General features: G+C 43.4%; 18 protein-coding genes. 2 read left to right on the top strand and 16 right to left on the bottom strand.

Features of this window, described 5'->3' with window-relative positions; genetic code table 11:
* From JHD44_RS01145 to ccmA, 8 genes are read right to left on the bottom strand one after another with little or no spacing between them, the layout of a single operon-like run.
* Window positions 1-414: a cytochrome c-type biogenesis protein gene (locus JHD44_RS01145; protein WP_199460255.1), complete on the bottom strand. Its 414-nt coding sequence runs from the start codon at window positions 412-414 to the stop codon at window positions 1-3.
* Window positions 411-920, bottom strand: a complete 510-nt coding sequence (locus tag JHD44_RS01140; protein ID WP_199460253.1) for a DsbE family thiol:disulfide interchange protein — start codon at window positions 918-920, stop codon at window positions 411-413. Before JHD44_RS01140 ends, JHD44_RS01145 begins: the two co-directional genes overlap by 4 nt.
* A gap of 1 nt (window position 921) precedes the next feature.
* Window positions 922-2,859, bottom strand: a complete 1,938-nt coding sequence (locus JHD44_RS01135) for a heme lyase CcmF/NrfE family subunit (protein WP_199460456.1) — start codon at window positions 2,857-2,859, stop codon at window positions 922-924.
* Between the two features lie 17 nt (window positions 2,860-2,876).
* Window positions 2,877-3,308 (bottom strand): cytochrome c maturation protein CcmE, encoded by a 432-nt coding sequence (ccmE, locus tag JHD44_RS01130; protein ID WP_199460251.1) that lies wholly within the window; start codon window positions 3,306-3,308, stop codon window positions 2,877-2,879.
* Complete coding sequence (ccmD, locus tag JHD44_RS01125; protein WP_199460249.1) at window positions 3,309-3,485, bottom strand: heme exporter protein CcmD; 177 nt, start codon at window positions 3,483-3,485, stop codon at window positions 3,309-3,311.
* On the bottom strand, window positions 3,475-4,221 hold the full coding sequence (locus tag JHD44_RS01120; RefSeq protein WP_199460247.1) for a heme ABC transporter permease: 747 nt from the start codon (window positions 4,219-4,221) through the stop codon (window positions 3,475-3,477). The genes ccmD and JHD44_RS01120 overlap by 11 nt, the downstream gene beginning before the upstream one ends.
* A complete protein-coding gene (ccmB, locus tag JHD44_RS01115; protein ID WP_199460245.1) occupies window positions 4,221-4,883 on the bottom strand; it encodes a heme exporter protein CcmB in 663 nt (220 codons plus the stop codon). Before ccmB ends, JHD44_RS01120 begins: the two co-directional genes overlap by 1 nt.
* Window positions 4,880-5,494 (bottom strand): cytochrome c biogenesis heme-transporting ATPase CcmA, encoded by a 615-nt coding sequence (ccmA, locus tag JHD44_RS01110; protein ID WP_199460243.1) that lies wholly within the window; start codon window positions 5,492-5,494, stop codon window positions 4,880-4,882. The genes ccmB and ccmA overlap by 4 nt, the downstream gene beginning before the upstream one ends.
* Before the next feature lie 105 nt (window positions 5,495-5,599).
* On the opposite strand from ccmA, the gene JHD44_RS01105 reads away from it, so the two are divergent.
* Together JHD44_RS01105 and JHD44_RS01100 are read left to right on the top strand one after the other, a co-directional pair.
* Window positions 5,600-7,585: a flagellar hook-length control protein FliK gene (locus JHD44_RS01105; protein WP_199460241.1), complete on the top strand. Its 1,986-nt coding sequence runs from the start codon at window positions 5,600-5,602 to the stop codon at window positions 7,583-7,585.
* On the top strand, window positions 7,586-7,861 hold the full coding sequence (locus tag JHD44_RS01100) for an EscU/YscU/HrcU family type III secretion system export apparatus switch protein (protein WP_199460239.1): 276 nt from the start codon (window positions 7,586-7,588) through the stop codon (window positions 7,859-7,861).
* On the opposite strand, the gene JHD44_RS01095 is transcribed toward JHD44_RS01100, so the two are convergent.
* From JHD44_RS01095 to JHD44_RS01060, 8 genes are all read right to left on the bottom strand, one after another.
* On the bottom strand, window positions 7,858-8,274 hold the full coding sequence (locus JHD44_RS01095; protein WP_199460237.1) for a DUF2802 domain-containing protein: 417 nt from the start codon (window positions 8,272-8,274) through the stop codon (window positions 7,858-7,860). The genes JHD44_RS01100 and JHD44_RS01095 overlap by 4 nt on opposite strands.
* Window positions 8,275-8,301: 27 nt before the next feature.
* Complete coding sequence (locus JHD44_RS01090; protein ID WP_199460235.1) at window positions 8,302-8,796, bottom strand: chemotaxis protein CheW; 495 nt, start codon at window positions 8,794-8,796, stop codon at window positions 8,302-8,304.
* A 16-nt stretch (window positions 8,797-8,812) separates the two neighbouring features.
* Window positions 8,813-10,111, bottom strand: coding sequence for a chemotaxis protein CheW (locus tag JHD44_RS18665; protein ID WP_233401545.1), 1,299 nt, complete (start codon window positions 10,109-10,111; stop codon window positions 8,813-8,815).
* Between the two features lie 5 nt (window positions 10,112-10,116).
* The gene (locus JHD44_RS01080; protein ID WP_199460233.1) at window positions 10,117-10,890 is read right to left on the bottom strand and encodes a ParA family protein; all 774 of its coding nucleotides are present in this window, start codon (window positions 10,888-10,890) and stop codon (window positions 10,117-10,119) included.
* Between the two features lie 69 nt (window positions 10,891-10,959).
* Window positions 10,960-11,742, bottom strand: coding sequence for a flagellar motor protein MotB (locus JHD44_RS01075; RefSeq protein WP_233401543.1), 783 nt, complete (start codon window positions 11,740-11,742; stop codon window positions 10,960-10,962).
* 22 nt (window positions 11,743-11,764) lie between these two features.
* Window positions 11,765-12,502, bottom strand: coding sequence for a motility protein A (locus JHD44_RS01070; protein WP_199460229.1), 738 nt, complete (start codon window positions 12,500-12,502; stop codon window positions 11,765-11,767).
* Window positions 12,502-13,572 carry a protein-glutamate methylesterase/protein-glutamine glutaminase gene (locus tag JHD44_RS01065; protein ID WP_199460227.1) on the bottom strand — a complete coding sequence of 357 codons (1,071 nt, stop codon included), beginning with the start codon at window positions 13,570-13,572 and terminating at the stop codon, window positions 12,502-12,504. The genes JHD44_RS01070 and JHD44_RS01065 overlap by 1 nt, the downstream gene beginning before the upstream one ends.
* 21 nt (window positions 13,573-13,593) lie before the next feature.
* Complete coding sequence (locus JHD44_RS01060; protein WP_199460225.1) at window positions 13,594-15,933, bottom strand: chemotaxis protein CheA; 2,340 nt, start codon at window positions 15,931-15,933, stop codon at window positions 13,594-13,596.
* Window positions 15,934-15,943 lie beyond the last annotated feature (10 nt).

Here is a 15,943-nt window from a genome sequence, read left to right as displayed (position 1 = left end):
TTAGGCCCCTCTATCTGTTTGTCGTTTGTTTTTAATCACTACAATGACAAAAACCAGAGCACCGATGATCAGCAAAGCAAAAGGACCGTACCATAAGATAGCAGTGCTTTGATCGTGAACGGGGCGGTATAATACGAACTCACCATAACGCGCAACCATGTAGTCGACAATCTGCTCATTAGATTGCCCATCGTTCACCATGCGATAGATTTGATTACGCAAATCTACTGCAATACCAGCGTTGGAATCTTCTAAATTTTGGTTTTGACACTTAGGACAACGTAACTCCTCCGTTAAGATACGGTAACGGAGTTGATCTTCCGGCGTTTTGAACTCAAGAACTTCCATTGCGATAACATTACTTCCCCAAAAAATCAGAAACAATGTTGCAGCTCTGATAAGGCTCCCTATCATTGCATGTATCCCTTCAATGTCTTCCAAACCGCCTCATCAACAACACCTTGGTGACGGTAGAGGATTTCCCCAGTCGCACTGACTACAAACGTCTCTGGGGCCCCGGTTATTCCCATATCCACACCAAAATGCCCCATCTCATCAAGCAGAACCAATGAATATGGATTACCTCGCTCTGCTAGCCACCTCTTTGCAGCCGGTGTTTCATCTTTATAATCTACTCCAACAATATTGACGCCCTGTTCAGCTAGCTCGCCTAAGTAGGCATGTTCAGCACTACAAGACGGACACCAAGTTGCCCAAAAGTTAAGTAGGTATGGTTCGTTTGGCATAGCGCTGTTATTTACCACTGCATCGGTTTCCATATCTACTAACTTGAAGTCTGGTATCTGCTGACCAACCAATGCCGATGGCATATACTCTGTGTCTTTACCAAGTTGTTGATAAAACACGGCCCCTAAAGCGACAAAAGCAATAAAAGGAATAAAAAAGAGTAGTTTTTTCACGTTAAGCTCCTGTTTTACGGCGGTAGCGTTTGTCCCATGCAGCTAATAAGCCACCAGCCATCATCAGCAATCCACCTAGCCAAATCCAACGAACAAAAGATTTGACGTAAATTCGTATCCCCCAAGCATCCCCCTCTAACCGCTCACCGAGTGAAATATAAAGATCGCGGGTAAAACCAGGGTTAAGTGCTGCTTCCGTCATCATCTGTTGACGAGCTTGGTACAAGCGTTTTTGAGGTAGCATTTGGGCTATATTTTCACCATTTTCATATACATTTATTATTCCCGTATCGGCAGTGTAGTTAGGACCTTCGACATGACGTGTCCCCAAAAATTCAAAATCGTAATGGGCTACTGTAACTCGATCACCAGGTGCCATACGAACAATAGTCTCAGTGCTATTCATGCTAACAAAAATCACGCCGATTAAGCTTACTGCCACACCTAGATGCGCAAGCTGCATACCATAATAATGACGAGGTAACTTACAAGCACGCTGCCACAATGACTGACGAGTAGATAACACTTTATCTAACCAATCTCGTACGCACATCAGCACTAGCCACAATGCTATCGCAAAGCTGAGCCATAAATAGGCATCAAAGTCATGGAATGTAAAAACCAAAGATGACAATGCAGTCGCCAATATTGCTGGCAACCATGACATTCGCCATAAAAGACTGCCTTTGGTATTGTGCCATTTAGCCAATGGCGCAATACCCATAAAGATAATCAACAATAGTGCTATGGGGCTAAACACAGCGTTGAAATACGGAGCGCCCACTGAGATTTTACCAAGATCAAAAGCATCAAAAATCAGCGGATATAAAGTTCCTAATAGCACCGTCAGCGTGAGAATGGTCAGTAGAATATTATTGATAAGCAACCACGATTCACGTCCGGTTAAACCAAAACTAACTTTGGATTTCACCTGAGAAGCTCTTAAAGCATATAGAAATAAGCTACTACCGATAATGATCACCAGCAATGCTAGAATAAAAACACCGCGGGTTGGGTCAGAAGCAAAAGCGTGAACTGATGTCAAAACCCCTGAACGTACTAAAAATGTACCAAGAAGAGATAAGCTAAAAGTAAAAATCGCCAGTAATACCGTCCAGCTTTTAAACACACCACGTTTTTCAGTGACGGCTAAAGAGTGAATCAGCGCGGTTCCTGCAAGCCATGGCATTAATGAGGCGTTTTCTACTGGGTCCCAAAACCACCAGCCTCCCCACCCCAGCTCGTAGTACGCCCACCAGCTACCAAGAGCGATTCCGAGTGTTAAAAATGCCCAAGATACATTCGTCCAAGGACGAGCCCAACGTGCCCAAGAGGCATTCAGGTTGCCCGTGATAAGAGCAGCAATGGCAAAAGCAAATGCCACAGAAAAGCCAACATACCCCATGTACAACATAGGTGGATGAATAATTAGTCCTATGTCCTGAAGCAAAGGGTTCAGGTCGACGCCATCTACTGGCTGGTCTGGTAGCAAACGCAGAAATGGAGAGGAGGTGAATAGTATGAATGCCAAAAAGCCAGTTGCAATAATGCCCAACACACTCAACACAACTGGACCAGTACTGTTTGGTAACGTATGACTTTTAAGAGCTAACAACGCAGCCCATAGCGTTAGGATAGTAATCCATAATAAGAGAGAGCCTTCATGCCCTCCCCAGACAGCACTCACTTTATACCAAATTGGTAGCAGGCTATTTGAGTTTTGGCTGACATATAAAACAGAAAAATCATCCTGTGCAAAAGCAATGGCCAAAACAACAAAGCTAGCGCACGTTAATATCGTCATCACATATGTCAAAGGCTTAGCGGTAGAGAGCAAAATGGCATTGCGCTTGAAATAGCCAACCATGGGTAAAACCGCCAAAACGAAGGCAAACATCATGGCTAAAATTAAGAGGTAATGCCCTACTTCGGGAAGCATAATCATTCAAAGAATCCTTATTGAGCTTTCGCCTTTTCTAGCGCATCAGTTACTTCAGGTGGCATATATTCTTCATCGTGTTTGGCTAATACCTCACTTGCAATCAACACACCGCGCCCATCCAGCTTACCTTGAGCAACAATCCCCTGACCTTCACGGAATAGATCTGGCAAAATACCACTGTACTCAATGCGAACAGTGTGTTGATAATCAGTCACCATAAAAGCAACATCCAAGCTGTCTTTCTTGCGCTCGACACTGTTGTCTACCACCATACCTCCGGCACGAATCGTGACATTCTGAGGCGCCTCACCCGCTGCTATTTGCGTTGGCGAATAGAATAAATTGATATTTTGTGAAAGCGCATACATTACTAGGCCTGTAGCAGCGGCGAACACGGTTAAAATCACTGCAATAATGGTCATGCGTTTTTTTCGGACTGGATGCATTTAACGACTTTGCTCCCTTTGGTAACGCTTTTTTAACTGCTTACGCAATTGTTGGTTATGGTAGCGCGTTGTAATAAATAACCCCATTAACGCAACTAAGCTGATTGCATAGGTAGACCATACGTATAGGCCGTGTTTTCCCATTTGAAAAAAATCCATCAATGATTCAAACGCCATGACTCATCACCTCTTTTTTTACCCAATTTGCTTTGCGCTCTCGTTTTAGCACTTCACTTTGCATTCGCCACATAGCCAAGCCCGCCGCAAACAAATACAAACCTAAAGCTGAAAACAGCAGAGGCAACCACATTTCCATAGGCATCGAAGGCTTTTCTGTTAATTTGAACGTTGCCGGCTGGTGCAGTGTATTCCACCATTCTACGGAATATTTAATTATTGGAAGGTTAATCACACCAACCAGACTAACAACAGCTACCGCTTTATCCGCAAACACTTGATCATCAAGGGCATTTTGAATCGCGATAACGCCCATATATAGTAAAAACAACACTAGAACCGATGTTAAACGCGCGTCCCACACCCACCAAGTTCCCCATGTTGGCTTACCCCAGATTGCACCAGAAACCAAAGCAATAAATGCCATTACCGCACCAACAGGTGCGACAGACTTGATAAATACAGGGGCCAGTTTCATTTGCCAAACTAAAGCCACAAAGCCCGCAATCCCCATCCCTAAGTAACAACTTTGCGCCAGTACTGCCACGGGCACATGGATATAGATAATTCGAAAGCTATTTCCTTGTTGGTAATCTGCAGGAGCAAAAGCCAGCCCCCAAACAATACCAATGACTAACAACATCAGCCCAAGATAGACACATCGCCCGCCCCAATTTGAAGCCCATTGATAAAACCACTTTGGTGAGCCAAGCTTATGAAACCACGTCCAATTCATTAATTTACACTCGCTCTAATTGAGATTGCTGCCATGACTGGAGACAGCGTTAAAGCAACCAAAGAAATAGCTGCAAGAATTGCTAACTGGCCGCTATAGACCATTTCCATTTGCGCTGCCCGAACGGCGCCTGTCGCAAAAATAATGACTGGTATATACAGTGGAAGTATTAATAACAGCATTAATACCGCCCCACGGCGCAATGACACAGTTAAAGCAGCTCCAATGGAACCAATAAAAAATAGCGCAGGCGTTCCAAGCAAAATGGACAACATAACGACACTCAGAACTGACATAGGCAAAAACAACATCTGAGCTAACAGTGGCAACACCAGCAATAAGGGCAACACCACCATTAGCCACTGAGCTAAAACTTTCAAAAAAACTAAAAAAGTAACGGATAAACCACTGGTCAACCATTGCTCCAAAGAGCCATCGTTATAGTCTTCTTTGTACATGCCTTCTACAGCCATCAATACGGATAAGGCCGTTGCACACCATATAATCCCACCAGCGGCGGGTGCTAAAAAATCTGCGCTCGGGTCGACACCTAATGGAAATAAAGTAATGACCATTACAAAGAACAACAAAGCATTAAGTGTGTCCTGCTTTCGGCGCAATAATGACATCCACTCAGCTTTAAAATACGACCGATAATTCATGCGACAAGCTCAATGACTTTGGGAGCCAAACTTAATAGTGGCTGGTGTGTCGTAATAACAATGGCACCACCACTCGATAAATGGTCAGACATACGCTGTTCTAAAGCATCAACACCTTTAACATCTAATGCTGTAAAAGGCTCATCAAGAAACCACAATGCTTTATCGGTCAACCACAAACGCGCCAACGCGATACGACGCTTTTGTCCAGCAGACAATTGCGCTGCTGGCGTATCCACAAAAGCTCCTAACTGCACTTGATCAAGCGCGAATTCCAGTGCCTCTTCACTTGCCTGCGGGCAATAAAGTCTCAGATTTTCCAATGCCGTAAAAACACTTTTAATGCCTGGTGTGTGACCAAGATACAACTGACATTGCAATAACATATCTCGATGTTGAGTCACATCTTCACCATTAAATTCTAAATTGCCCGCTTCCAAATGCACCCACCCTAAGATGGCTTTTATGAGAGAGCTTTTTCCCGCCCCATTCTCTCCTGCAATACGTATAAGCTCACCGTTTAAAACCGAAAACGAAAGGTCGCGACACAAATCACGTTCACCACGCTCAATCCAAAGATTTTTAAGCTGTAAGTTCACTGTTTTTTGCAAAAGAATTACCCATTTCGGCCGTTAATAGAGTTAGAGCAGAACTCTAGATTGACGCCTATTATAAAATATATTTCTAGCTTTTCAGAAAGAAAGGGTGGTGAAAGCATGATCACGGACATAAATTCGCTTATTTCTAGTCAAGGAAAAACGTCGTCTACACAAACAACGACAACTTCCAACGTGGGAAGCATTGCGAAATTAAGTAGCGAACTAAAGTTGATCGATGGCCTACATGCGATTCAAATAACATCCGTCAAAAATGCTCAAAGCGATCATGGAAACAAACAGTTGATTGGCATAACACGAAATGATCTGCAGCAATACACTCTAATTAATGACAAACCCAACCAGCAAATCCAAGCAGGTGACAAAGGTTCACTGAACGTTGCCGGCAATCAGGTCTCTTTAACCGTTGCAAGTCAGCGACCTAACCAAACAAACAGCAATATTCAACAACCTATCTCATCACAGACAACAGGCTCTTCTACAACGCCTCAACCTTCAATCAGTTATGCCTCGCCATCTTCGAGTGCAACTATTAATACAAGTTCCCCTAATACAAACACTCCTACCAACAATCAAACGTATACTAATCAGACTAGAAGCGATGTAGCTAATACATCTACTGTTATCAGTCAGCAGGCAACAACAATCGCACAAGTGGTCGTTGCTAGCCGCCCTATTACTCTGACTGTTATTCGTAGCAATACTTCTGCCACTCATCAAGCAAATACAACACCAGCAAAACCTAATGGAACACCTCAACAGGCAAATACAAACAACACACAAGACATTGCACAAAAGACAACATCTCGTTTGGAAAGCCCTACTTCACAATTAAATAAAACAACTGAGGCAGTAGCCAAAGCTTCTACAAGCCAACCACAGGCTAACAACTTAAAAGTTAACTCATTAACAAATAACTCTGCATCGATTAATGAAGTGTCAGCCATAAACCGACCTCTGACTAATACTCCGCCAGAGCAGACTCAGCCCCTTGCAACGGAACGAAACACACAGACAAATGTACAGTCAGGCTATGTTCAACCGCTTAATACTGTCTCTGCGAGCACGGTATCGTCGACAAATGCTACTCAACTCCAAACCAACTTCAGTGTAGTAGTAAGCGATGGCAAGGAAGAGTTCATTCTTAATACTCAACATCCCATCAAAGAGGGTGAGAAATTAACTGTCGTTATTGATAAACAAGGGCAAATGCAGCTTTACCCTGCAGAGAAAACGTCCCCAACCACCACAACACTTACCGAAGGCTTACGACAAACACTGCCAAAACAAATTACACCACAGGAATTTTTGTCGATGATTCGTCAGCTCAATACCCTATCTCAAAGTGGTGTCGCGTTACCGGAAAAAGTCGCTGGTGCTCTAGAGCAACTAGTGAAACAGCTACCCAACATCCAAAACTTGACCCAATCAGGCGAAGGAATCAAACAAGCAATCCAAAATTCTGGCCTTTTTAGCGAAAACAACTTGGCTAAGAACATGAATATTGCAACAGACTTTAAACTCAACCTTTCACGACTAGACGTTGCAAACCAAGACGTAGCAAGACAGGCCAATGTAACAGGTGTACAAGCAGCTAATTCTCATCAAGCTCTGAATCTGGTCGCAGGCGCCATTGAACGTATCACCACCAATCAGGTTCGAAACCTGATAGAAAATGCTCAGCAGGACGGCTCTATTTTGCCTTTGAGTGTTGAAATCCCAATCAAAGATGGGCGTTCCACTTCGGTGGTAAACATCAACATAGATCAAGACAAATCGGGTAATAACGAGGACATTGAACCTCATAAAAGACGTTGGTTGGTGCAGCTCAAATTTGACTTTGAAGAAACGGGGCGTTTTGAGGCTAGGACTAGCATCCAAGATAAAAAGGTAGGAATTATCTTTGCTGTTGAAGAAGCAGATACAGAAAGGCTTATTCGTGAACACTTGGACGAACTTCGAACAAGCTTACGTAATAGGCAAGTGGAAATCGAGACACTTGATTGCTTTAGAGCAAACTTACAAACACAATCAAACCAATATCAAGAACAGAAACAGCAACGATTAATTGATGTGAGAACGTAGATGAGCCAAACACTTAATAAAAAAGCTGTTGCACTAAAGTACGACTTTCAAAGTGCGCCAAAGGTCATGGCTAAAGGAACTGGTTATCTAGCAGAACAAATCATGCGTGTGGCTGAAGAAAATGATGTACTACTTCACAAAAGTCCTGAGTTAGTTGAAGTACTTTCGACTCTAGAACTCGGCGATGAGATACCTGAAACCTTATATCTTGCTGTTGCTGAAATTATTGCCTTTTCACATTCGTTAAAAGGCAATAAAGATCTTCAGCCGTTTTAGTAGGATTGGCTTGAGTTAGGGTTACGACGCGCTTCTTTTTTTAATAAACTGATCAATTCAGCCTCAGCTCGAATTAACCCACACTTAGATACTAAATCATCAACACTGGCCCCCATTTCCAGAAGCTCCATTGCACGATTATAAGAAACGCTACTTCCCTCTTTGGAAATAATTTCAGATTGACGTTCAACGGCCATGTTAAGCCGCTTTTCAATCGCCACAAGACGACGCCCCATACCTATTGAACCGGAGGCCAATACTTGCACTTGCTTTTTTTGTGCCAGCTCGGCTTCGTTAGCAGAGCGCTCAAACTTTTTTAGTCTCTTAGATAGACGAAATGCCCAAAAAGCTAACGCTAACAACAAAACAAATTGCAGCACTAACAATAAATTAAAAACCCATTGAGATTCCATCAATCGCCTACTGAAATATTATCGATTTTAGAGAGAAGATATTTCGCTCCACTCGTCTTCAGATAGCATTTTATCTAAATCTACCAAAATCAACAAAGTATCATTTTTGTGGCAAACACCTTGAATGAACTTAGAAGACTCATCGTTACCAACGCTCGGAGACACTTCAATTTCAGATTGACGAAGATAAACGACCTCTGATACGGCATCGACAAGAATACCGATAACATGACCTTCAACTTCGACAATCATAATACGAGTTGCATCCGTTATTTCACCTGACACAAGACCAAATCTCTGACAAGTATCAATAACGGTTACGACCGTACCACGAAGATGAATGATACCTAACACAAACGATGGCGCACCGGGTACTGGAGCAATTTCAGAATAACGCAGAACCTCTTTTACCTGCATCACATTGATGCCGTAAATTTCATCCTCTAAACGAAACGTTACCCATTGCAGCATTGGATCATCGTTTTCTTTTACTTCTTTTTTCAAAGCAACACCTGTCGACATCACGACCTCCGCAAGCTTAGTCTTTTAAATGTTTACGAAAACCATTTTCAGGATCTTCTAGTAACTCAATAAAACCTTGTACATCTAATATAGCGCACATATGATCAATTACCGTACCTGCCAACCAAGGACGTCGACTTCGATCGGAACGCCATTTTACCTGTGATGGCTCAAGGGAAATAGCTTCTGCCACCTTTTCACACGCCAATCCCCAGTTTGAACGATCTAATTGAATCACAAATTTAAAGTGATCTTTCAAGTCACCCTCATAGTGATTAGGCATCACCCAACGAGCCGTGTCGACTGTTCGCAAATTACGCTCACCCACATTCGCCATCCCCATGAACCATTTTGGCTGACCAAATATCTCAGTAAGTTTCTCATCACTGGATTGGTATATTCCTCCCAACTCCACCAAAGGAACAGCTATTTTTAAACCACCAACATAAAAAAGTAGGCATTCAAATCGACTCTTTGCCCAAGGTAGTGGTTCAGTCTTAGGAATAAACTTAGATGGTTCTGGTTCTGGCTCTGGCTCTGGCTCTGGCTCTGGCTCTGGCTCTGGCTCTGGCTCTGGCTCTGGCTCTGGCTCTGGCTCTGGCTCTAGAGAAGCTACAATTTCCGCTGGCTCCTGGAAAGTTTCTTGCTCAGCATTTGCATGTAATTGCTGTGCTTCTTGTTCAGCGACTTCAGCAAAGGCCTTCTCAAGGTCAAATGCTTCATCAGTCTCAGTCTCAGTCTCAGTCTCAGTCTCAGTCTCAGTCTCAGTCTCAGTCTCAGTCTCAGTCTCAGTCTCAGTCTCAGTCTCAGTCTCAGTCTCAGTCTCAGTCTCAGTCTCAAGAGCACTATGTTCTAATTGCTCTTCAATAGAAGCTAAATTTGCTTCCATATCCCATGTTTGCAATTCAGCAGAAGGAATAACATTTGGCTCATACTCAGCTTGTAACGTTTGAATTGCTGTTTCAAAATCTGCAAACGAAGCATCTAAAGCTGAGTAATCAAACTCTTCATTATTTTCATTACTAAGATTGTAATGTTCCGGCTCGCTATATTCTTGAGATAGTTCTTGGCTAGCCTCAAAGTCATTGTCTTGATTACTGTTAGACTGCGAATCTGACTCATGGATTTCAGGCTCGCTCTGAACAACATCATCGTGCTTTGAATCACTATCCGCTACAGCGGACGTTTGTTTCTCTTCAGCCTGCAATGGAGCATCTACAGGAAAAGTCGTTTCCTGTAGTAATTCATTTAAGTAGTTCTGAAGCGCTTGCTGCGGCCCGTTTAATGACTGATCTTTCGATTTTGTATCTTTCATGTTGATTAACCAGATGGATTCAGTAGGGTATCCATCAAACTTGCATAGGCTTTAACGCCACGAGCACTTGCATCTAAAGCTGAAGGTGCAACGCCTGCAGTACTTGCGTCACGAAGTTTTGTATCAATTGGTATGACTGAATGCCAAACAGCCTCTTCATATAAGTCCTTCAAACTACGTAAACTTTTATTTGAAGCCTGAGTTCTACGGTCGTATAAAGTTGGGACAATTGTATAAGGTACTGGTCGCTTACGAGCTCTATTTATCATAGTCAACGTTCGAATCATTCGCTCTAAGCCTTTAATCGCTAAAAACTCAGTTTGAACAGGAATTACCAACTGCTGACATGCAGCTAAAGCGTTAATCATTAACACACCTAATACAGGTGGACTATCAATCAACACATAATCATAGTCATCCCATAAAATCGCTAGTGTTTTAGAAATCACTAGCCCCATACCACCTTGCGCTTGAGCATGCCGTTCAAGTGTTGCCAGAGCCGTCGAGGCAGGCATAAGTGATAGATTGGGGTGGCCAGTTTCCAACACTAGAGAACGTGGTAACTCTTCAGGAATTTTGCCATTTACCTGAAATAAGTCGTAAGCACTGTGCTCAATAGAATCAGGGTCGAATCGAAAATAACTGGTTAAGGAACCATGTGGGTCCAAGTCGATCATTAAAACACGATGGCCGGCATCTGCTAATAGCCCAGATAAACTAACCACGGTCGTGGTTTTACCCACTCCCCCTTTTTGATTTGCCACCGCCCAAATATGCACACTGACCCCTTAGTTGCCATGCAAGAAGTTTACTTATTTATTTGCACATTAATCATATACATTTACTTGCTAGTTAAACAAGTAATCGTACAGGTTATCAGCCCTACGCTTGCTGATTTTTAGTGTTACACGCCTATTTTGAGCCCTTGCAAAATCATTTGTATTTCTCACCTTAGGGTTTTCGCTTGAAAAGCCAAGTGGGGCTAATAATTTAGGGTTAATACCACGATACACTAATTCATCAACAACAGAGGCTGCTCGAAGGCTTGATAAATGCCAATTTGAAGGAATAGTTGTTGAGTTAGTGGGGAGATCGTCAGTATTACCCAGCACCATAATAGGTGCTGGGTAAGTACGAAGTATATTAGAAATAACGATCATCAATGCAACAGCTTCATTGGTTAATTCATAGTCGCCTTGATCAAACACCAAAGCAGCTTTCATATCCAAGGTTATCCAGTCTGCATTTTCAGAAATTGAGATTTGTCCGGAAGATTGCAAGGTAGGAAATTGGGAGTCTATAGATTGACTCAAAGCATCGTATAATGGACTTCTCCCCTCTACTTCTCCAGGCGGGTTATCCGCTTCGGACTCTTCAGGCGGAACAACCTCCAGTAGCCTTTCGCTCTCAGGCTGCCCTGCTACAGGATCACCAACATTTATAGGCTTGATAGATTTCTGCACTGCATCAAATACGCCATTTAACGTTTCGCTCAATACTTCTTCATTTCCAGCATCTTTAAGAGAAATTGAGTACAGAGCAACAAAGAAAGCGAACAATAAAGTGATGAAGTCTGCGTAAGAAAGTATCCAACGATCATGGTGCGGTGCGTTCTGATCTTTATTACGCAAAGGTCTGCGCCTGCGCTGCCGGTCACTCATACCCACTCAGCTCTAAATCAAGACGTTGTGGATGTTTGCCGGTTGCAATGCCATGTATTCCATCAATAAACATTTGGTTATTGAGCAATTCTAAGTCAGCATAACGCGATAGCTTTCGACAGATTGGAAAGATAACTAAATTTGCAAACCCTTGCCCATAAAGAGTAGAAACAAATGCAACAGCAATACCATGGCCCAATGCTTCGGGACTATCAAGGTTAGCCATGGCTTGAATCAACCCTAATACCGACCCCATAATACCCAAGGTTGGTGCGTACCCGCCAATGGATTCAAGAAAACTAATACAATGTCCGCGCTTATCTCTAATACGTTCAGCTTCATCATGCAGACGATCTGATAATAAATCAGGTTCTGCGCCATCCACAGCCATCTGCATTGCTCTCATCGCAAAAATATTATTCAGAGCTTTAATGTCAGCCTCTAAGGCAATAATAGAAAAGCGCCTAGCTTTATGAGCCAAAAGATTAATAGTTCGCCGATTACCAGAAAGATCAATAGCTGGAGGAAAGAGAGCCCAAGAAAGCATTTTTATTGCAGATAAGGCTTCGCGCAAATTACTTTGTGCCAGCGCTGCACCAAGACTTCCAATCACAACAATGATGGCAGACGGCAGATTTAGAAGTAGTATGACTTCACCACCGCCTAACCAATTGGCTAGAAATACCGAAGTAAACGCAACGATCAGACCAGCCAGCGTAAGCAAATCCACTAGCTAACCTCTTTTACGATGCGCTCACCAATATGGTCTAAATGAATGATATCATCCGCCAAATTTGCTTTTTCGACCGCTTGAGGCATCCCATATATGACACAGGAATCTTCGCTTTGAATCCAGACACGCGAGCCTGAATTCTTAAGCATTCGAGCACCTTCTCTACCATCAGCTCCCATTCCTGTCATGACAACTGACAGTACTTTACCAGGGTAACATTTTGAAGCAGAGCCAAAGGTTACATCAACAGAGGGTTTATAGTTTAAGCGTTCATCACCCTCAAGTATGCGGACACAGCCGCCATTGCGAGGATCAACCATCATTTGCTTACCACCAGGTGCAAGTAAAGCAACACCAGGTATAAGCTTATCGCCATCTTCAGCTTCTTTAACTTTGATCTGGCAAATATTATTGAGACGATCTGCAAAAGCATGAGTAAAGGCAGCAGGCATATGCTGCACTAAAACTAAAGGAGCAGGAAAGTCCTTAGGTAACTTGGTTAATACCGCTTGCAGCGCCATAGGGCCGCCAGTGGATGTCCCAATGGCAACTAAACTCACTTTCTTACGTGCCCGAGGAATGATAACGCCTCGATCATTGTCAACAACAATAGGCTTGGGAGCAACTTTTACCGCTGCACGCGCAACAGGCTTAGACGTATTGCCTAATCGTGTGCGCGCTACCGTTAAAACTCGATCAACAAGCGCATGCTTTACCACCGCAGAATCTCGAGAAATATCCTCAAAATTCTTTGGCATGAAGTCAACTGCACCTGCTTCAAGAGCATCCAGAGTGACCCGAGCCCCCTCATGCGTCAACGAAGAAAACATCAATACAGGTGTCGGCTTGCGCTTCATAATCTCGGCAACGGCTGAAATGCCGTCTAACACCGGCATCTCGTAGTCCATTGTCACAACATCAGGGGACAATGAAGCAACTTTATCGACAGCTTCTTTACCATTATTAGCAGTACCTACAACTTGTAGTCGTGGGTCAGCACTAAAGATTTCAACTAATCGACGACGAAAAAAACCTGAGTCGTCAACTACCAGCACCTTCACTGGCATAATACAGCTCCTGTAACCAACTTAGCGCGAAGCATATGACTTAAGCATACTTGGAACATCTAGGATAATTGCAATACGACCATCTCCCGTAATTGTCGCACCTGCCATACCAGGAGTCCCCTGCAGCATTCGCCCTAGAGGTTTAATAACCACTTCTTCTTGTCCAACAAGCTGATCCACAACAAAACCAACTTCATTCATACCAACTTGTACAACCACGACATGAGCTTCAGTAGGCTTTTCGTCGAAGGCAGCGCCTTTTATTAACCAGTTCTTCAAGTGGAAAATTGGTAAAGTTTTACCACGGATCACAACAACCTGTTGGCCATCAACAATGTTTGTTTTCTTAAGGTTTAAGTGGAAGATCTCATTTACGCTGACAAGAGGGAACGCAAACGCTTGATCGTTCAACATCACCATCAACGTCGGCATAATCGCCAGTGTTAGTGGCACCTTGATACTGAACCGAGAGCCCTGTCCAAGTACAGATTTAATATCCAATGTGCCGTTTAACTGAGATATTTTCGTTTTAACAACGTCCATACCAACGCCACGGCCAGACACATCTGTGATCTCTACTTTTGTAGAGAAGCCTGGAGCAAAGATTAAGTTAAACGCTTCATCGTCAGATAATCGCTCTGCTGTGTCTGCATCCATAAGGCCTTTTTCAACAGCCTTACGACGTAGTACATCTGCATCCATACCCGCACCATCATCATCAATGGATAGCAGAATATGGTCACCTTCTTGCTCAGCAGATAAAATAACTTGACCCACACGTGGTTTACCTTTCGCCTCACGTACATCAGGTGCTTCCACACCATGGTCAACAGAGTTTCGAACCAAGTGAACCAGCGGATCTGCTAAGGCTTCTACAAGGTTCTTATCTAGGTCGGTATCTTCACCACGGAGTTCAAGATTGACTTCTTTCTTTAAGTTACGCGCAAGGTCACGTACAACCCTTGGGAATCGACCAAATACTTTCTTGATTGGCTGCATACGCGTTTTCATTACCGCGTTTTGCAAGTCCCCAGTTACCACATCTAAGTTGGCAACCGCTTTACTCATAGACTCATCATCGCTTTGAAGACCCAAACGAACAAGGCGATTTCGAACCAATACTAGTTCACCAACCATATTCATAATGTCATCAAGACGTTTTGTATCTACACGAACCGTAGTTTCCTGAACCACAGGCGCATGCTGAGATTTCTCTTTAGAATCAGCCTCACCCGCATCAGCCTTAGGCTTCGGAGTTGGTGCAGCAGGCTTTTTAGGTGCCGATTTTGCCTTGGGTTTAGGTTTGGCCGCTTTCTTCTCAGGTTCAGCGTTTACACTTGGCTCAGGTTTAGGTTCCGAAGTAGCTTTCTTAGCTTCAGCTTCTTTTGCTGGATTCGGACCTTGGCCCTTGCCATGCAAACTATCTAACAGCTGCTCAAACTCATCCTCTGTTATTAAGTCAGATTCTGCTGAACTAGAGTCATGAGTTGATTCTTCCTTAGAAGATGTTTTCTCATCATCAACTTTCTCAGATTTAGAGGTAGTATCATCCTCAACACCTGGTGCACCACCACCATGAAGCTGATCAAGTAGCGCCTCAAATTCATCTTCAGTAATGTCATCTGACTCTGGCCCAGAAGCAGAGGACGGCTCTGCCTTAGCAGGCTCTTGAGCATCCGCCTCCATACCTGGCGCACTGCTGCCATGAAGCTGGTCTAGTAATGCATCAAATTCATCTTCCGTAATATCATCAGAGTCTGGTTCGGCACTACCTGCTTCTTGATTCGGCTCAGTCGAATCGGAGGAACCTAATGCACTCAGCAGCGATTCAAATTCATCGTCGGATATATCATCATGTGTAGTGGAATCAGAATTACTTAGGCTAGAAGGCTCTTCCTCTACTGGCTCTTCTTCAACTAGAGCTTCTTCTGCATCTTCACCTTCTTCCTCATCATCTTCTTCATCTTCAGAAGGAGGCTTAGCATAGTAACTTAATGACTCTATGATTTGAGGATCCGCAGGCTCCGGCTCGCCTCCGGCACGGACTGTTTCGAACATCTCGTTGACAGCATCAAGTGCTTGTAGCACTACATCCATTAACTCAGAGTCAACTTTTCGCTGATGATTTCTTAAAATATCGAATACGTTTTCAGCATAGTGACAGCAATCAACCAATGCAGTTAACTGCAAAAAGCCTGCTCCACCTTTAACAGTGTGGAAACCACGAAATATCGCATTCAGTAAAGCAGTATCCTCAGGATTCTGCTCCAAATCTACCAGTTGCTCTGAGAGCTGTTCCAGGATTTCTCCAGCTTCTACTAAAAAATCCTGTAGAATTTCTTCATCGACTTCGAAACTCATCCGCCGCAGC

The sequence above is a fragment of the Marinomonas ostreistagni genome (assembly GCF_016461785.1).
Classification (GTDB): Bacteria; Pseudomonadota; Gammaproteobacteria; order Pseudomonadales; family Marinomonadaceae; genus Marinomonas; species Marinomonas ostreistagni_A.
The sequence above is the reverse complement of the archived record's forward strand: the minus strand, read 5'-3'. Positions and strand labels throughout refer to the sequence as shown.